Below are 18,657 nucleotides of genomic sequence, written 5' to 3'. Positions count from 1 at the left end.
AATAGAGGATTTATTAATCGTGCATAGAATAAGGGTTATTGATGGTTAAATCAATAACCCTTATTCTATGCACCAGATATATAAATAATTAGATGGAGGAACTGCAAATGAAACCTAAGATATTGGTTATATCCATATCTGATGATTTAACAGAAAAGGCTAAAAATATATCCCGAGAGTTAAAAATTCCCCTGACAATATATCAGGGTGGTATAATGAAAGACGGACATAAGTATGCTAAAAAGATGGAAGAAAACTTTGATGTAATAATTAGCCAGGGTGGAACAGCACAGGCAATAAGAGAAACAGTAAATATACCTGTAGTATCTATAGTAATTAGCATAGCAGATTTTTTAGATGCACTGCTTAAGGCTAAGGAATATGGAAACAAAATTGCACTTATGAGTTATAAAACAGAGGAACTTGATGACCTTGAAAAATTTAAAGAGGTATTAGATATAGATTTTAAGATTTTTCCTTATGCTAACAGCAGTGAACTAAAAAATCAAATAAAAAACATAAAAAAAGAAGAAAAAATAACATTAGTAAATATGGGGAGTTGTATTTGTAACCTCGCAGCTCAAAACCAAATTAATAGCGTTTTAATAAAGAGCAGCAAAAAATCTATAAAACAAGCAATTATATCCGCAAATAATATAATAGAGTTGGGAAGAAGAGAAAAAGAGAGGGCAGAGCGTTTAAAAGCTATAGTTGATCATTCTGTAGAAGGCATTATTGCTATCGATGAAAATGGTATTATTACAACATTAAATCCAGTGGCAAAAAAGATATTAGACATTAGCAGTGATGATATAATAGGAACTTCTATTTCTAATTTTAAAAGTAAATTTGGTTTTAATATATATGAAGATAACAGTATTCAGATGGGAAAAGTGATCAATATAAATGATATACCTGTAATTATAAATAAAATTCTTATAAATGTGGATAATAACCAAGTTGGTAGCATAATTACTATTGCGGAGATATCGAAACTGCAAAAGCTGGAGCAAAAGGTGAGAAATAACCTTTATAATAAGGGATTGATTGCTAAGTACTCTTTTAGTAATATCATAGGTTCAAGTATAGCTATAAAAAAAACAGTGGAACAAGCTATGCAGTTTGGAAAAACATCTACTACTGTTTTAATTCAAGGTGAAACAGGAAGCGGAAAAGAACTTTTTGCCCAAAGTATACATAATATTAGTCCTAGAAGAAAAGGTCCTTTTGTTGCTATAAATTGTGCTGCATTACCTGAAAATCTTTTAGAAAGTGAGCTTTTCGGATATGAAGAAGGAGCTTTTACAGGGGCTAAAAAAGGAGGTAAACTCGGTTTATTTGAATTAGCTCATAAAGGTACTATTTTTTTAGATGAAATAGGTGAGATTCCATTAAGTCTTCAAAGCAGGTTACTCAGGGTGTTACAGGAAAAAGAAGTTATGAGGATAGGTGGAGATTGTGTATTGAATGTAGATGTGAGAATTATAGCAGCTACAAATCTTGATTTATATAGAATGGTAGCTGAAAAGAAATTTAGAGAGGACTTATATTTTAGAATCAATGTACTCAATTTGAAGATACCACCCCTTAGAGAAAGGAGAGAAGATATTCCTTTTTTGGTGAAAAACTTTATTGAACTAATGAATAATAAACATGAAACAAGTATTGATAACATAACACAGGAAGGAATGAATTCACTCAAAAAGTATGATTGGCCCGGTAATATAAGAGAACTAGAAAATTTTATAGAAAAGATGGTCATTTTATCAAATATATCGGTAGTAAATAAAGATTTTATAGAACAGCTTCTGGAGGAACATATTCCTAATAGAAATAGCGGACTTTTAACCAGCGACAATATAGAGGATATTCTAATTATAAAAAAAGGATCGCTTAAGGATATGGAAATACAAATAATTAATGCTATGAACAAGGAGATAAAAGATAATAAAGCACTTCTTGCAGAAAAGCTTGGTATTAGTCGTTCTACTTTGTGGAAGAAACTAAAAGAAAAATAGAATATAGAATAAAAGATGGTGTTGCACTATATAGACAACTACACCAGAAAGGCGATTTATACGCAGGGATATGTTCTAAAAGCTGAAAGCACATATAAAAACTTTTTATGGTGCAGAAGCTTGGGAACATATCCTGGAGTGTAAGTCACCTTTCGGCCGTATATATTTATAAGTTCAACAGTCCCTCTATTTTAAAGGAAGAGAAATTTTAACCACTGTTCCTATATCTACTTTACTCCAGACCTCAATTTCACCATTATGTTGGTCAATTATCCATTTAGCAATAGCAAGACCTAGACCAGTACCACCATTTGTTTTAGTTCTGGATTTATCAGCTCTATAAAATCTATCAAATATATGAGGAAGGTCTTTATCTGAAATTCCCATACCTGTATCACCAATTGTTATAATAACATTATCATCCTTCCTATAAGAATCCAATCTTATAGAGCCGCCTTCAGGCGTATATTTTGTACTATTATCTATAAAAACTCTTAGAGCTTCTTTGACGAGCTTTTTATCAGCATTAATTTCAAGCACATAATTATATTCACCTTGTATGTCATGACTTGTATCAATCATTTTTGTTTCTTTTAATATTTCATCAATTAATTCATTAAGCATAAATTTTTGCTTTTCCACCTTTTGAGAATGCTTATCTCCACGGGCAAGAAATAGAAGTTTTTCTATTAGGTCCTTCATGCTTTCAGATTCACTTTTTATTGCTTCAATAGATTCTTCAAGAACTTCCTTATCATTCTTCCCCCAACGATCTAAAAGGCTTGCATAGCCTTGTATAACGGAAATAGGAGTCCTTAGCTCATGAGAGGCATCAGATACAAATTGATTTTGCTTTTCAACGGATACTTGAAGTCTATCTAACATATCATTAAAGGTTTTTGCTAAATCCTTAAGCTCATTTTTTGAGCCCCTTACATCTAGTCTTTTATCTAAAGCATTAATTGATATTTCCTTTACTGTTTCTGTCATTGTATAAACAGGAGATAGAAATTTTTTGCTTGCTCTTGAGCCTATTATTATAATTACAATCAAGCCGATAATATTACAGGTCGCTAAAATAGCAATGAGAATAGATAGATAATCATCCTTTGCGCCGCTTTCAATATAATATTTAAAACTTCCAAGTATTCCTGCACTCATTAGAGAAAATACTATAATAAAGGTTAATATATAGGTTATTGTTATTTTGAAAGTGATGGAGAACCTAAGTTTATTCAGTATATTTTCAATTACCCTATCTATGTTTCTAGATAAAAAATTCAAAGTGAATTTTATTGATAGAAATAGAAACTTTATAATTTTAAATATGCATCTGAAAATAAATTTTATATTATTCATGTTTTATCTGATACCCCACTCCTCGGACAGTATGAATAAATTTATCGTTAAATCTATCATCTATTTTACTTCTTAAATAACGAATATAAACATCAACTACATTAGTGTCTCCAGCATAATCGTATTCCCATACCTTTTCTAGAATGCTTTCTCTTGAAAGTACTATGTCCTTATTTATCATTAAATATTTTAATAGATCAAATTCCTTTTTCGTCAAATCTATAGTTTCTTCATTATAGGTTACAATATATTTATCTGTATCCAGCTTTAAGCTGCCTATTTCAATAATGCTAGAGTTACATTCAGAAATCCTCTTGTGCTTAAAAGTAACACGAATACGGGCAAGAAGCTCCTCAATAGCGAAGGGCTTTGTCATATAATCATCAGCCCCAATATCAAGTCCCATAACCTTATCCATTGTTTCATCTTTGGCAGTAAGCATAATCACAGGAACTTCTGAAGTTTGTCTTAGTCTTCTTAATACTTCCATACCATTTAAGGAGGGAAGCATTACATCTAGTATTATAAGATTAAAGTTATCTTTTAAAGCCTTTTCCAAACCAACTCTTCCATCTTGAGCCTGATCTACAATATAGCCTTCATGTTGAAGTTCCAACTGAACAAATCTAGCAATCTTCACCTCATCCTCTATAATAAGAATTTTCTCCCCTGCCATACTTAATATCCTCCAAATATGTTTTTTATTTATTATATCATTTTTATGAGCATCGTTTTAGAAAAATAAAGCCTGCTTTATGAAATCATAAGCAGGCTTGACTTTAAGCATTTTTTATTTCTTCAGTTATTTTATTTGCAACATTACTTACGGCATTAGTAACTTTATCTATTTTACTATTTATATCGCACTCTTCACCATTGTCTTTTTTAAATCTTATTTTGCAGTTTGTAAATAAGGCGATTATTAGAGCTGTTACTGCAACTGGCATTGCAAATATACCAAATAGAACAGCAAGGGTAGAAGGTAAATTTAAAATTGTTTTATCATCTTTAGATACTACAAGCTTCAGCTTGTTTGCTTTTGAAATAAGGTTTTTGACTTTTTTAACAAAAGTTGAATCCTTTAAACATTCGCGTTCAGGCTTTATCTTATTTTGCTCCTCTAAATATGCAAGTGCTTCAACTATATCACCTTTACATTTTTCTAAGGCTTCTTTAGCTTCCTTATAACCTACATTTGCTCTTTTTCTTAATAAATCGATTTGTTCAATTGAAATTGTCATTTTAATTCCTCCCATAAATTTTTTTGTGTTTTGTTTTTCCTTATGCTTATATAATAGTAGGTAATAATTAGAGAAAAATTAGTGAAGGATTAAAATTTGATTAGAAAATTAGAAATTATTGTAATACAATAATATAAATGTACATGAGGGGGATAGGGTATGAGCAGTTATGATATTAAAAAAATTATTGATTTATTGCTTGAAAATAATAATAACTTTGATAAGGCTTGTATTAATCAAATTATAGATTGTCTTAATTTTAATGAACTACTGCTTAGGGCATTGGATTCAGTAAATGAGGGAATATCTTTCTGTGATAAAGATGGATATTTGATATACGCCAATAAATCCTGCTGTAATATAATTGGAACTAGTAAAGAAGAGATATTAGGTAAAAAAATAGATAGCTTTTCTAAAGATAAGCCTTTATTAAGTGGAATTCTTGAGATGAAAAAAAGTATTATAGATATAGAATATTTTCTCAGATTTAAAGAAAAAAATGTTCAGTTAGTTAACTCAGGATATCCCGTATTTAACGATAAAAAAGAAATTATTGGTGCTATTGATATATTCAGAAGTATAGAGAGAACAAGGAAACTCACAAGTACAATGGCTGGATACCAAGCTTTTTTCAACTTTGATCATATTATGGGAGAAAGCAGAAGAGTAAAAGAAAATATTAAATTAGCTAAAGTTTTTGCTAAAAGCAGTGAAAATATTTTAATAATTGGAGAAAGTGGAACCGGTAAAGAATTATTCGCTCAAGCTATACATAACTATAGCAGTAGAAAAAATAAGCCTTTTATTGCATTGAATTGTGCTAATTTTCAAAGTGAATTAATAGATAGTGAATTATTTGGATATGAGGAAGGAGCCTTTACTGGAGCTAAAAAAGGGGGGAAACTTGGTAAATTTGAATTAGCCCATGGAGGAACTTTATTTCTTGATGAATTAGCAGAGATGCAAATACATATACAGGCAAAGCTTTTAAGGGTTCTGGAAACTATGTGCATTAGCAGAATTGGAGGCAGCAGACCTATTAAGGTTGATGTGAGAATAATTGCTGCAACTAATAGAAATTTGGAGGAGCTTGTTGAACAAGGTAAGTTTAGAAGGGATTTGTATTATAGGTTAAAGGTTTTGTATATAGAAATACCGCCATTAAGAGAAAGAGAAAAAGACGTTTTATTACTTGCAGCTTATTTTATTAAAAAGTTTAACGATAAGATACGAAAAAACATTAGAGGATTAAGTAATGAAGCTAAGAAAATGATGCTCGAATATTCTTGGCCGGGGAATATAAGGGAGCTTGAAAATATGCTGTCCAGGGCTATTTATATTTGTGATGGGGATTACATTACAGATACAAATTTAGAGTTGGCAGGATTGAAGGAATCTAAATATAAAAGGTTTTTAAAAAATGAAGTAGTTAAGATAGACAAAAAAGTTTTAGTTGATACATTGGAACAAACTGGTGGAAATAAGAAAAGGACTTCAGAATTATTAGGAGTTTCTAGGCCAACTTTATATAAACTTTTGAAAGAATATAAAGTGTAAATACATTTACATGTAAAACAATTTACAAAGAAGTAAATAATGTCTAATTAATCAGTACTTGAGTTATTTGTTTAAAGAGACAAATAAAATGGAAAGGAAGAAAAAATGTAAACATTTTTACACTTTTTCTTCTTTTTAAATTTGAGGAAAGCCATGTTAAATTAGATGAGATAAGGTCTTAGAAGAACATTTATAGTTTGGCATATTTATTGCTTTTTTATTCCTTAAATAAAATTATGAAGTTAAAAACCATAAGATTTTGAGGAGGGGAAAGGCATGAATATAAAGATAAAGAAGCATATATATGATTTTAGTAGAGTAAGTTATGTTGATGAAGGTGAAGAATACCTTTGTGAGCAAAAAGAAATTATCGATTGTTCTCTTGGAGTTAATCCTTTTGGATGCTCTAGAACAATTAGTGATAATAAAGAACTATTTAATATAGAAAGTTTAAATAACTATCCGCAGTATCCATATACTAAAATTAGGGAAGAGCTATCTGAGTATTGGTCTGATATTGCAAAAATAAGTAGTGAAAATATTAGGCTTGGCTGTGGGTCTATGGGAATTTTAAGTACAATTAATATGCTCTTTGTAGATAAGGAATACAGTATACTAGGATATTGTCCTCAATTTTCAGAGTATATAACAGATGTAAAAAGTCAAGGCGGTCGATATGAATATATTGAACTAAAGGATAATATAAACTTTAAATTTGATGCTGATAAACTAATAAATAAAATGAATGATAGGCATCAAGCTATTTATATAGATAATCCCAATAATCCTACAGGTCAGGTTATACCATTAACAGAACTGATAAAGGTTATTGAAGCTGCAGAAAAGATGAATATAGCTGTTGTTATCGATGAAGCATATGGTGAATTCATGGATAGAAATAATTCGGTAATTTCATTAATAAACAAATATTCTAATTTATTTGTTATCAGAACCTTTTCAAAAGGATTTGGACTCGCCGGTATACGGGTAGGATATGTAGTATGCAATAAATCACTTTTAGAATACTTTAAAAAAGTGGAACTTCCTTTTAGTATAAATACAATAAGTTATAATATAGCCTCAGCAGCATTGAGAGATTCAGAGTTTATTAAGGATTCTATATATAAAATAAAGGATGCGAAAAATAGATTAATAGGTGAATGTTCAAAAATTAAAATATTAGAAACCAGTTTAGAAACACCTATAATGTTAATGATGCACCCAAATAAAGAGGTTGATTTATATAAGGCCTTTATGAAAAATAATGTTGTTACAGAATCAGGACAGTGTTTTATAGGACTTAGGAAAAATTTTGTGAGATTAAGAGTGCCAAGAAACATAGATGCTTTAATAGAAGTTGTAAAAAAGATTGAAGATGATATTGTGAGTTAAAGCTAATACGGGGCTGCCGTACACCTAAGTGCGACAGCCCCGTATTAATTTTAATGATGTACTAATTCCTGTGGATTAGGATTGTTAAAAGATGGTGCTTTAGGATTATTTGCATTAAAACTATTATTGCCTGGAGTTGATAAATTAAAATAAAGTTTTGAATCCTTGGTAATTCCCCAGTCACGCAAGGAACCTGTGTCCTGTAATTTATTAAAAGCTTCTCTGAACATTGTATTATGAGCCTCTTCTCTATTAAGTAGAAAATCAATTGTTTCCCTAACTTTTTTATCGTTAATCTGCCTATGCAGATACTCATATACAACCTTTGCTCTTTGCTCTGCAGCAATATTAGATAAAATATCAGCAGCTAAATCGCCAGTTTCATTTACATAAGCAGCTGTCCAAAGCTGTCCAGATGCATTGGTTAAAGCTGGTGTAAGTCCTGTTGAAACATGTGCTTGAATGTTTCCTATTGTGGCATTATTAGCATCTAAAGTATGCCCGTTTAATAAGTTCACTGTCTGAGCTACCATTTCCATATGACCCAGTTCTTCAGAAGCAATATCTAGAAATAAATCCTTTATTTCCATGTCCTTTATACGGAAGCTTTGGGATAAATATTGGAGAGCTGCTTTTAATTCACCGTGAGGACCACCTAATTGCTCCTGAAGCATTGCTGCATAATTTGGATTAGGCTTTTCTACACCAACTTCATGTAATAATTGTTTTTCATGTTTAAACATTTTACTACCTCCTAAGCATATAATTATTTTCGGCTTTAGTTTTACCCTTCGAGATTTTATTATGCGATGTATTATAAATGTTATAGAAAAACAAGATAAACAGTTTGGTTCTAATGTACAGCAAGATATTATATACTTAAATATAGTAGTTTAACATTATTGTGTTGAAAAATAGAAAATTGACAACGTAAACATAATAAAATGTGATATATTATTTAGTGTATTTAGTAACATTGGCTTTTAAAATTGCACAATATATGATATACTAATAATCAAATGTTATAATTGTTTGAGCGTGGAGGTTGTAAAAATGGTTGCTTTTAAAAAAATGTGGGAAGATGTATGTTTAATGTTAGAAGGAAATAAGGTTGAAGCCCTACAAATAATTGAGAACTATAATGATGGCTTTGTTGTAAAAGATGATGAGAAAAGTTATTTTGTGAATAAAGAAGACTTTGTTGATTTGTGGTGCAATATGTTATGTTTTAATAAGATTGAGAAAGATTATTTTATTAAAAAGGGAAAATCATCATTTAAATATGTATACGAGATTATAAAAACACTTCCTTATGTAACAGAGCATGAAAATTCATTAAATCTCACAGAGTAGCATACTTTATTGAATGTTTAAATTTATTGTTATATAATTTTATTAATTTTTAGAGGAAAATGAGTAAGTTGACCCTTACATTGCACTGGTATAAAAACTAGTGCTTATTTTTATTTTGAACATAATATTGAAAATAATCATATAATGAATTATAAATGGAACTTTCATTTAGCGAGTTATCTAGGAGTACTGACATGTTTTGTTGGTACTCTTTATTTTTCTGTAAAATCTAAATTTTATCAAACTCATTTGTATAGGCTAGTTTACAAACATTTCATAATTAATTATAATTTTATTAGGATAATATAGCATATTCTAAGAATATGAGCTTTTAAATTATAGAAAAAGAGGTAATGTTATGGACAGTAATAATATTAACCCACAAGATTTAATATTTGCTCTTGATATTGGTACACGTTCAGTAATAGGAACTATAGGAATTATAAAGGATAAAAAATTTAATGTAATAGCAGAACATTTTATAGAACATGAAGAGAGAGCAATGGTGGATGGCCAAATTCATGATATATCTTTAGTTGCTAGTGCAGTAAGTACTGTTAAAAAACATCTGGAAAATAAATTAAATGTAAAAATTCAACAGGTAGCTATTGCAGCAGCTGGAAGATTTTTAAGGACAGTAGTTACTAAATCGGAATTAAAAATTGAATCTGATAAAGAAATAGATAAGGACGCTATTAGAAGCTTAGAGTTAACAGCAGTAAAAGCTGCAGAAGAGAAAATTAATAATCAAGCAGAAGGAAAATTATATTGTGTTGGTTATAGCGTTAAAAACTATTATCTAAATGGATATATTATTGCTAACCTACTTTCACATAAAGGAGAAAATGTAGCTGCAGAAGTTATAGCAACATTTCTTCCAAGGTCAGTTGTAGATAGTCTCTATTCTGTTATAGATAAAGTAGGATTACAGGTTTCAAGTCTTACTTTAGAACCGATAGCAGCAATGGAAGCTGCTGTACCTAAAAATTTAAGGTTGCTAAATTTGGCTTTAGTAGATGTTGGAGCAGGAACTTCCGATATTGCTATAAGCAGCAAAGAAACTATAAGTGCTTATGGAATGGTTCCTATGGCTGGAGATGAGGTAACAGAAATAATAGCTCAGAATTATTTGGTAGATTTTAATACTGCAGAAACTATAAAAAAACAATGCAGTGAGCAAGAAAAGATTACATATATTGATGTATTGGGTTTAGAAAATGAAATTTTATCGGAAGACGTAATCAAGCTTATAAGTCCTATTGTAAGAAAAATATCTGATGAAATAGGAAGCAAGATAATAGAGCTTAATGGAGATAAATCCCCTAATGCTGTTTTTCTAGTTGGTGGAGGTGCTCATACACCAAAACTTAGGGAATTTCTTGCAGAAAAATTAAACTTGCAGATTCAAAGGGTTGGTATAAAAGGAAGAGAATCAGTTGTTGATTGTGTGTGTCTGGATAACTCGCTAGGAAGTATTGGTGTAACGGTTTTGGGAATTGCATTAATCTCTATTAAAAGGCTTGGACATGATTTCATAGATGTTTTCCTGAATAATAATGTTATAAGCTTATTTAATTCACATAAACATACAATCATGGATGTTATGGTGCAAGCAGGAATAAATCCAAAAGTGTTAATTGGCAGAAATGGAAAAAACATAAGGTTTATGTTAAATGATATAAAGAGACTTGCTTTTGGAACTCTTGCTATAAACGCAGAAATTAAAATCAATAGTGAAAAATCAAGTATAGATGAAGAGGTAAAAGAAGGAGATAATATAGAAATAAACTATGCTATGGATGGCAAGGATGCATCTCCTAAGGTTAAGGATTACGTTAAAAAAATTCAGTCTATAAGCTTTTTTGTCAATGATATACTAGAAAATTTAGAGCCAGTTATTTATATAAACAGTGTAAGAGCACAATTTGATGATAATATAAGAGAGGGCGATGAAGTTCAAATAGTATATCCTGAAACTTTAGGGGAATATAAGAAGTATTTTAGAGATGTTAATGAAGATTTTGTTTATTTCCTAAATGGAGAAGAGTTAGCTGATAGACATATTATAAATGAAGGAGATAGGATTTACAGAATAAGTAAAGAAGAATTAATAAAAGAAAAAAATGAAGGAATAGGTCAGAGCAAAGATATAATTGGAGATACAAAAGAAGAAAAGAAAGTCGAAAATCAAAATACTACGGAAGTAGATACACCAGAAGAAGCAAATTTAAGTGTATTAGAAGAAAAAAAATATGAGGTAGAATTGTATGAACTTAAGATTATAGTCAATGAAGAGCCTATAATTTTAAAAGAAAAGAAAGAATATATATTTGTTGATATATTTGACTATATAGATTTTGATTTAACAGTACCAAAAGGCAACATATATCTTAGATTGAATGGTAAAAATGCAGGATATCATGATAAGCTTTCTGCTGGAGATGTCATAGAAATTGGTTGGGAATAAAACGATAGATTGGAGAGTTATTTATGAAATTTAATTTTTTAAACATGGCAAATGAACTAAAAAAAGAACTTGTAGAGTTAAGAAGAGATTTTCATATGCATCCAGAACTTGGATATGAGGAGCACAGAACTTCAGATTTTATAAAAACATTCTTGAAAAAAGAGGGCATAGAATATAGGGAAACTGCAGGAACTGGAGTATGCGGCATAATAAGGGGGAAGGGACAAAAAACTATAGCACTTAGAGGAGATATTGATGCTCTTCCGCTTCAGGATAAAAAAAGTTGTGATTATTCTTCAAAGACAAATGGTAAAATGCATGCTTGTGGTCATGATGCACATACTACTATACTCCTTGGAGCAGCTAAAGTTTTAAATAGCATTAGGAATGAATTAAATGGAAATGTAAAGTTGTTTTTTGAACCAGCCGAAGAAACTACTGGTGGAGCTAAGGTTATGATACAAGAAGGTATATTGGAAGAACCTCATGTAGATATGATACTAGGACTTCACGTTGAGGAAAACTTAGAAGTTGGAAAAATAGGAGTGAAAATGGGAGTAGTTAACGCGGCGTCTAATCCTTTTACAATAAAAATAAAAGGAAGAGGTGCTCACGGAGCACGTCCGCATACTGGTGTTGATCCTGTAGTTATAGCTAGCTCTGTGGTTTTAGCTCTTCAAAATATTATAAGCAGAGAACTTCCGCCTACAGACCCAGCGGTTTTGACTATAGGTTCCATTCATGGAGGTACTGCTCAAAATATAATACCAGAAGAAGTAACTATAGCTGGTATTATAAGGGTAATGACAACAGAGCACAGAGTTTACGTAAAGCAAAGGCTTGTAGAAGTAGTAGAGGGAATAGTACATTCCATGAGAGGTAAGTGTGAAATAAATATAGAAGAAAGTTATCCTTGTTTATATAATGATGATACTGCAGTACAACAGCTTTTAGCTTCAGCAGAAAAGGTTATAGGAAGAGATAATATAAAAATGCTTCAAAGCCCAAGTATGGGAGTAGAGAGTTTTGCATATTTTTCTCTTGAAAGACCAGCTGCATTTTATTATTTAGGTTCTAGAAATGAAAGTAAAGGTATAGTGCATCCAGCTCATGGAAGTTTGTTCGATATTGATGAAGATTGTCTTCCAATTGGAGTAGCAGTGCAGTGTCAAACTGCCTTTGAATATTTGAATTTATAGAGGTGTAACGCCGAAAGTCGACTTATCCTGCGGGATGTATTAACGTTCTTACTGTACGATTAAATACTTTTGGTAAGTCTAAAGCTCAAGTTTTTGAAAAAGCTAAGAATATCTGATAACTCGCTACGCTCAAACAATCAAATTTTCTAAGCTTTTTCAAAAATTTGAGCTAAGACTTATGGCAAAAGTGTTTAAATGTGCTCTCCAGAACGTTAATATATCCCTCCGGGTAAGTCGACTTTCTGGTTTCATTCTTTATAAATTCTTAATATAGACTATACACTTAACTAATATAGTAATTTTATTATGGGTAAGTTGATCATAGGTTAGTTTTTGAATGTGGAAGATTATACATTGAATTAAACTATAAAAGTTTTGATTGCTTATGATAATGTGAAATATTTATAATTATACGTATTGATTTTGGTAATAATAGTGGTATATAATTAGGTGTTGTTTAATATATTAATATGTCAATAAGAACATGAAATTGAAGAAAGATGCAGAAATTAAGATGAAAATACTAGGAGTGATTGCATGAAGATTGAAATTGGACCAAATGAAGCAGGACAGAGAATGGATAAGTTTATGAGAAAATGGCTTAAAGATGTGCCTTTAAGTGCTATATATAAGAGTATAAGAAAAGGCGATGTAAAGGTAAATGGAAAAAAGGTTAAAGAAAAGTATTCTCTTATTGAAGGCGATTTAGTGGAGACAAGAGATATAGTTTCTGACGAAAAAAAGGAAAAGTTCACAAGAATAGAAAGTGATTTTCTAAAAGTTACTTATGAAGATGAAAATATGTTAATAGTAGAGAAATGGCCTGGGGTGTTAGTCCATTCAGATAGCAAAAAAGGAGAACCTACCTTAACTGATTATGTACTTTCATATTTATACGATAAAGGAGATTACAATCCAGAAAAAGAGGTAACTTTTACACCAGCATCTTGTAATAGGCTTGATAGAAATACTTCTGGTATTGTTATATATGGAAAGAACTATGAGTCATTAAAAGCGTTAAATGAAATGATCAGAGAAAGAAAAATAGAGAAATATTATATGGCTGTTGTAAAGGGAAAACCAAAAGAGGGGTTACATAAAGCATACATAGCTAAGAACGAGGATGAAAATATATCTAAAATTTTTGATTCTCCAAGGAAAGATACTAAGGAGATAGCTACACAGGTAAAAATTCTTAAAAGTTGTGGAACATACTCTTTAGTTGAATTAGAACTTTTAACGGGAAGAAGTCATCAATTAAGGGCTCACTTAAGTTACCTTGGAAATCCCATAATAGGAGACGCAAAATATGGGATATCACAGATAAATAGTTTTTTCATTAATAAATATGCATTAAATTATCAATTTTTATATGCGTATAAGCTTATTTTTAGGAATTGTGTGGAAAAATTGTCTTATTTAGAAAATAAGACAATAGCGGAAAGTTTACCACCAGTATTTAAAAAGATTAAAAACGATGTGTTTGAAAAATTCTAACGTTAATTTTTATTTGATTAAGGTTGCGGATAGGGGTTTTTAAAATGAAGGAACAATCAACCACTAGAGGGTTTGCCATACTTTCGGCGGCTAGTATGTTGGTAAAAGTGCTCTCGTTATTATACATACCTTTATTAAGAATGATTATAGGTGATGAAGGTTATGGAATATACGGAGCTTCATATCAAGTATATGTATTTATATTTGTTTTGACAAATTCAGGTATACCAGTGGCTATTTCTAAGCTCGTGTCAGAGCTTGCAGCAGTTAGAAATTATAAGGATGCTGTAAAAAGTTTCAAAATAGCCAGATCTGTTTTGTGTATAATTGGAATTTTGATGACTGTAATATTGCTTATTTTTGCAGGTCCCTTTGCTAGTATTGTACATTACAAGCAAGCTTATTTATCTTTATTAACATTAGCTCCTGCTATTTTATTTACTTCTGTAGCTTCAGCATATAGAGGATATTTTCAAGGAAGAGGAAACATGACACCAACAGCTGTTTCACAAGTAATAGAGCAAGTAGCTAATACCGCATTTTCTCTTTTATTTGCAGCACTTCTTATAAAATATGGAGTGGAGGCAGGATGTGCAGGCGGGGCTATAGGTACATCAATAGGTGCACTTATATCAGCTGCATTTTTAATGTTTTATTATGAAAGAAATAAAAAATTTAGAGTACCTAAAGAATACGCTAATGAAGATGTAAGACGATATAATACAAAGCAGTTGATGAGAAAAATAATAAAATATGGACTTCCTATTACGGTTTGCGTAGGTATGACTTATGCAGGAAGTTTAGTTGATTTATCTAACACAAAGATAAGATTAATAGCAGGTGGAGTTAATGAAACTCAAGCAAACATATTATATGGGTTTTTGACAAAATATCAGCAACTTTTAAATGTTCCTATATCAATAATATCGTCTCTATCAATGGCTATATTACCAGCAATATCAGCAGCTGTCGCTATTAAGGATAAGTCACAAGTGAAAAATAAGATTAATTATTCCTTTAGACTTTGCTTTTTAATCGCAGTGCCATGTGCTGTTGGACTTGCAGTTATAAGTGATCCTGTATATCAAACTCTTAAGTTAGGTGGAGGAGCATATATAATGGCTTATGGTTCTATAGTTCTGATATTGATGTCAGTAATGCAAATACAAACTACGATACTTCAAAGCATAGGTAGACTTTACATTGCAACGTTATACTCTGTTTTAGGAATAGCTTTTAAAGTAATAACAAATTATTTCCTAATAGCTATACCTAAGATAAATATATTAGGTGCAGTAGTTGGAAGTATAGTTGGGTTTTTAGTTCCTATAATTTTAAATCATAGAATAATTAGAAAATCTTTAGGAATAAAATTAAGTATATTAGTGCATGCAATAAAACCATTATTTTCATCTACAATAATGGGTGGTTCAGTATTTGCGGTATATTATGTGTTAGGAGTACTTTTAAAATTATCGAAGAGAGGTTATCTTATTAATTCTTCTATTACATTAGTAGCTATTGCTGTAGGAATGCTTGTATATATGTTTGGGCTTGTAATAACTAGAGGCATAACTAAAGAGGATTTAAACAGCATGCCTAGAAAAATAGTTAGACTTATTCCAAACTTTATTTTGCAAAGAGTTAGATAAAAATAGGGGGTTCCAAGTGGACCCCCCTATTTTTATCTAAATTTATTTTTAATCATAAATAATATAAAAACCAGAGATATAAGGAAACCTATTGCTATCATAGATAAGTTTTTGAGGGCAAACATTTGTGAAGGTATAATATTATTTAATATAGATAGCACAAAGTATAATAAAATGCTTAAGAATAATACTATTAGTATTTCATAAGTTGAGATGTTTAAGCTGCATTGTTTTTTTATTTCATATATGTTTAGTATCAATGTTGTAATAGAAGTTATTATTAAGGATACTCCATAGCCGAAAATATTTATCCATGAAATTCCTGTAAGAACATATAGAAGAATCAACTCTTCAAGTGAAACAATTAATGAGTTTCTTAAAATTATGTTTTGTTTCCCAAGACCATTTAGTATTCCAAAAGTACTAGCAGAAGTAAAGACAAGTGGAGCAGCGAAAGATGCAAATTTAATATATGAACCTAAATCAGTTCGGCCATAAAAAAGCTTACCTAGTGAATCAGGTATATTTAAGCAAATGATAGTAGTAGTAATTCCTAATAATAATGATACTTTTAGTACCTGGGATATTCTATTTTCTGCGCTCCAATAATCTTTTTTATCCATTTTCTCGGATAAATCTGGAATAAGTACTGTACATATTGACGTTATTATTGTCATTGGAAAAAAGATTATACTCAAAGACATACCTTTAAATCTACCAATCATAGAAAGAGCGGTGCTGTACTCTATTCCAGAGGCTACCAGTCTTCTTGGTACTATTAGAGCAGAAGCAGTAGATATTGCAGTAGATAAAAAGCCATTTAAACTTAGTGGAACAGATATAACTAATATGTTAAATAGTAACTGTAGCTTGTCCTCAGACATAGTAAAATTATATTTATATTTGCTCTTTTTTATCTTATAAAAAATATAAAGAAATACTAGGCTTATAAATTCACCAATTGCCAAGGTTACATAAGCAGCTGTTACAGTATTTTTCACATCTTTAAGAGAAAAAATTGTTACTATAGTTGTTAAAACTATTATTCTTAAAAGTTTTTCTAAAATATCAATAAAGGCAGGTACTTTAATATTTGAAGTACCATAAAAATATCCCTTAAGGACTCCTGAAAGTGCTATAAAAAGCATAGCAGGACACATAACCTGTAGGGCGTGAATGGTTCTAGTATCCTTTATAATATAAACACTTATGTATTGAGCATGAATAAATACAAAACTTACTATAATAAGAGCCCACACGCAATCAAACAACAATGAAACATCAACAGATCTGTCTAGGTTTCTAAAATCATCCTTTGAAAAGTATACAGCGGCTACCTTTGATATAGCTGTAACCATTCCGCCAGATATAAGGCATAGAAATAAATCATATATAGGCATCACAAGGCCATAAAGGCCCATTCCTTCAGCTCCAAGTTCACGAGATAAAATTATAGAAAATATAAATCCAAATATACCTGTGATTAAGTTGGAACTGATTAATATAATCGAATTTTTTAAAAGTCTGTCTCTTCTCATAAATAAACCCCTATGTTAATATAGAATTTGAATCATACAATTATTAATAACTATGTAAAATTAAATGATTATATTCCAAAAAAAATGGTGCTGTTGTAAATGCAACAGCACCATCTAACAAATCATACTAATTTATATAGCTTAAATATTTTCCATAGGACCAACCTTGAACTCCATTAATATTAATCTTCATCCAAGTTCCATCAGGTGAATAGTCTAAAACCTGAGCATATTGACCTTGAGACAGAACTCCTACAATATTAGAAGAGGTAGTTGAAGGATTAGTTCTTATATTTACCTGATAAGTAGAATTATTTACTGTTATATAGTTACCATTATTTAGTGGAGCAATTAAAGTACCATAAACCCAACCAACTTGTCCATTGTATTTTAATTGGTACCAGCCATTTGAGTAGCTAATTAAATAAACTACAGTATTTTTAGGAACTGTACTTATGATGTTAGAACTAGTTGATGAGCTACTTCTTAGGTTTGCATAGCTATTTACATTTACTATTTGTGCAAAGGTTTCTGCATTGACTGGATGTGGTAAAGTTGATGCGTTTGAATTATCTTCTATAATATTAATATATCTTCCTGCTATATAACCGTTGTTAAGATCAGCCATAGTTAAAAAGTATTGTTTTGCACCTTGTATTCCTCCAAAAGCCTGATCTGGTGTGGATTCATAAGTGTAAGCGCCTTGAACTCCATTTAATGTTCCCCATCTATCAAATATGACTACATGGTCTCCAGGCCTGTCTAATATATCCATATGCTTAATATCATTTAAATTGATTTTTGTAAAATATTTGTCAAACATGGTTGAAGTTGATATTTTATAGTCTTGAATGTTAAAGGTTGCTTGTACAAATCCAGAACAATCAATTCCGGCAGTAGTAGGTACATATTGCTGGCCAGCAGTTATGTTAACATTACCAGCGTAAGCTCCCTTATTAATAGCATCTAAAAAGTTTGTCCATGGAGCTCCAACAGAAATTGAGTCTAAGCCATCTCCACCACCCCAGTCATAAGGGATACCCGTAACCTGTGAAGTAGTAAGATTTGAAAATTGACTTGGTTGTGTAACTAGTGAAACATAATCAGAAGAAAGTGTTCCATTCTTACTATTAGAATATGTCCAAGTTAAATTAATCATATTTAAAGCTCTTTGTTCAGCCTGAGCTCTTGTAATTGAAGCTTGCTCTGAAGCAGCACTTACATCAAAGATCGGTGAAACGACAGCAGTTATTCCGAATAATACACTAAACAATAGTGACTTGTATTTTTTCATTATATAAATCCTCCTCAATTTTCTTATTGGATTTGTTTATTGTGTAAAGTTATAACAAATAATTTTAAGCTGCGAAAACTGTACAAACTG

14 protein-coding genes are annotated in these 18,657 nt (G+C 30.6%); 8 read left to right on the top strand and 6 right to left on the bottom strand.

Going from position 1 to position 18,657, the window contains the following annotated elements; all coding sequences use genetic code 11:
* The first annotated feature begins 107 nt into the window (after positions 1–107).
* Entirely contained in the window at positions 108–2,018 is a 1,911-nt protein-coding gene (locus I6U48_RS15545; protein ID WP_218321384.1) for a sigma 54-interacting transcriptional regulator, read from the top strand.
* 186 nt (positions 2,019–2,204) lie between these two features.
* Here I6U48_RS15545 and I6U48_RS15540 read toward each other — a convergent pair whose 3' ends face one another.
* The 3 genes from I6U48_RS15540 to I6U48_RS15530 all read right to left on the bottom strand — a co-directional run bounded on the left by I6U48_RS15540 (position 2,205) and on the right by I6U48_RS15530 (position 4,618).
* Positions 2,205–3,179 carry a HAMP domain-containing sensor histidine kinase gene (locus I6U48_RS15540; protein WP_246615380.1) on the bottom strand — a complete coding sequence of 325 codons (975 nt, stop codon included), beginning with the start codon at positions 3,177–3,179 and terminating at the stop codon, positions 2,205–2,207.
* Between the two features lie 190 nt (positions 3,180–3,369).
* Entirely contained in the window at positions 3,370–4,053 is a 684-nt protein-coding gene (locus I6U48_RS15535; protein WP_218321382.1) for a response regulator transcription factor, read from the bottom strand.
* A 103-nt stretch (positions 4,054–4,156) separates the two neighbouring features.
* Complete coding sequence (locus tag I6U48_RS15530; protein WP_218321381.1) at positions 4,157–4,618, bottom strand: DUF4342 domain-containing protein; 462 nt, start codon at positions 4,616–4,618, stop codon at positions 4,157–4,159.
* Between the two features lie 159 nt (positions 4,619–4,777).
* On the opposite strand from I6U48_RS15530, the gene I6U48_RS15525 reads away from it, so the two are divergent.
* Positions 4,778–6,175, top strand: coding sequence for a sigma-54 interaction domain-containing protein (locus tag I6U48_RS15525; protein WP_218321380.1), 1,398 nt, complete (start codon positions 4,778–4,780; stop codon positions 6,173–6,175).
* Between the two features lie 276 nt (positions 6,176–6,451).
* Entirely contained in the window at positions 6,452–7,567 is a 1,116-nt protein-coding gene (locus I6U48_RS15520; protein WP_218321379.1) for a pyridoxal phosphate-dependent aminotransferase, read from the top strand.
* 50 nt (positions 7,568–7,617) lie between these two features.
* Here the strand turns inward: I6U48_RS15520 and I6U48_RS15515 are convergent, their stop codons facing one another.
* On the bottom strand, positions 7,618–8,310 hold the full coding sequence (locus I6U48_RS15515; protein WP_218321378.1) for a manganese catalase family protein: 693 nt from the start codon (positions 8,308–8,310) through the stop codon (positions 7,618–7,620).
* Between the two features lie 310 nt (positions 8,311–8,620).
* Here I6U48_RS15515 and I6U48_RS15510 point away from each other — a divergent pair, with 310 nt between their 5' ends.
* The 5 genes from I6U48_RS15510 (at position 8,621) to I6U48_RS15490 (ending at position 15,735) form a co-directional block, all read left to right on the top strand.
* Positions 8,621–8,920, top strand: coding sequence for a hypothetical protein (locus tag I6U48_RS15510; protein WP_218321377.1), 300 nt, complete (start codon positions 8,621–8,623; stop codon positions 8,918–8,920).
* Between the two features lie 358 nt (positions 8,921–9,278).
* Positions 9,279–11,387, top strand: coding sequence for a cell division protein FtsA (locus tag I6U48_RS15505; protein ID WP_218321376.1), 2,109 nt, complete (start codon positions 9,279–9,281; stop codon positions 11,385–11,387).
* Positions 11,388–11,410: 23 nt separating this feature from the next.
* Complete coding sequence (locus tag I6U48_RS15500; RefSeq protein ID WP_218321375.1) at positions 11,411–12,586, top strand: M20 metallopeptidase family protein; 1,176 nt, start codon at positions 11,411–11,413, stop codon at positions 12,584–12,586.
* Positions 12,587–13,123: 537 nt separating this feature from the next.
* Positions 13,124–14,083, top strand: a complete 960-nt coding sequence (locus I6U48_RS15495) for an RluA family pseudouridine synthase (protein ID WP_218321374.1) — start codon at positions 13,124–13,126, stop codon at positions 14,081–14,083.
* 44 nt (positions 14,084–14,127) lie between these two features.
* A complete protein-coding gene (locus I6U48_RS15490) occupies positions 14,128–15,735 on the top strand; it encodes a putative polysaccharide biosynthesis protein (protein ID WP_218321373.1) in 1,608 nt (535 codons plus the stop codon).
* Positions 15,736–15,767: 32 nt separating this feature from the next.
* Here I6U48_RS15490 and spoVB read toward each other — a convergent pair whose 3' ends face one another.
* Both spoVB and I6U48_RS15480 read right to left on the bottom strand, forming a co-directional pair.
* Positions 15,768–17,273: a stage V sporulation protein B gene (gene spoVB / locus I6U48_RS15485; RefSeq protein WP_218321372.1), complete on the bottom strand. Its 1,506-nt coding sequence runs from the start codon at positions 17,271–17,273 to the stop codon at positions 15,768–15,770.
* 127 nt (positions 17,274–17,400) lie between these two features.
* The gene (locus tag I6U48_RS15480; protein WP_218321371.1) at positions 17,401–18,567 is read right to left on the bottom strand and encodes an SH3 domain-containing protein; all 1,167 of its coding nucleotides are present in this window, start codon (positions 18,565–18,567) and stop codon (positions 17,401–17,403) included.
* Positions 18,568–18,657: the final 90 nt, after the last annotated feature.

Source organism: Clostridium thailandense (genome assembly GCF_019207025.1).
Lineage (GTDB): Bacteria > Bacillota > Clostridia > Clostridiales > Clostridiaceae > Clostridium_AM > Clostridium_AM thailandense.
The sequence above is the reverse complement of the archived record's forward strand: the minus strand, read 5'-3'. Positions and strand labels throughout refer to the sequence as shown.

Bases quoted from the DNA above. Each gene is read 5' to 3' on its own strand.
- I6U48_RS15525 (WP_218321380.1), top strand. From the start codon at position 4,778: ATGAGCAGTTATGATATTAAAAAAATTATTGATTTATTGCTTGAAAAT.
- I6U48_RS15545 (WP_218321384.1), top strand. From the start codon at position 108: ATGAAACCTAAGATATTGGTTATATCCATATCTGATGATTTAACAGAA.
- I6U48_RS15515 (WP_218321378.1), bottom strand. From the start codon at position 8,310: ATGTTTAAACATGAAAAACAATTATTACATGAAGTTGGTGTAGAAAAG.
- spoVB (WP_218321372.1), bottom strand. From the start codon at position 17,273: ATGAGAAGAGACAGACTTTTAAAAAATTCGATTATATTAATCAGTTCC.
- I6U48_RS15505 (WP_218321376.1), top strand. From the start codon at position 9,279: ATGGACAGTAATAATATTAACCCACAAGATTTAATATTTGCTCTTGAT.
- I6U48_RS15540 (WP_246615380.1), bottom strand. From the start codon at position 3,179: ATGAGTGCAGGAATACTTGGAAGTTTTAAATATTATATTGAAAGCGGC.
- I6U48_RS15520 (WP_218321379.1), top strand. From the start codon at position 6,452: ATGAATATAAAGATAAAGAAGCATATATATGATTTTAGTAGAGTAAGT.
- I6U48_RS15510 (WP_218321377.1), top strand. From the start codon at position 8,621: ATGGTTGCTTTTAAAAAAATGTGGGAAGATGTATGTTTAATGTTAGAA.
- I6U48_RS15480 (WP_218321371.1), bottom strand. From the start codon at position 18,567: ATGAAAAAATACAAGTCACTATTGTTTAGTGTATTATTCGGAATAACT.
- I6U48_RS15535 (WP_218321382.1), bottom strand. From the start codon at position 4,053: ATGGCAGGGGAGAAAATTCTTATTATAGAGGATGAGGTGAAGATTGCT.
- I6U48_RS15490 (WP_218321373.1), top strand. From the start codon at position 14,128: ATGAAGGAACAATCAACCACTAGAGGGTTTGCCATACTTTCGGCGGCT.
- I6U48_RS15495 (WP_218321374.1), top strand. From the start codon at position 13,124: ATGAAGATTGAAATTGGACCAAATGAAGCAGGACAGAGAATGGATAAG.
- I6U48_RS15500 (WP_218321375.1), top strand. From the start codon at position 11,411: ATGAAATTTAATTTTTTAAACATGGCAAATGAACTAAAAAAAGAACTT.
- I6U48_RS15530 (WP_218321381.1), bottom strand. From the start codon at position 4,618: ATGACAATTTCAATTGAACAAATCGATTTATTAAGAAAAAGAGCAAAT.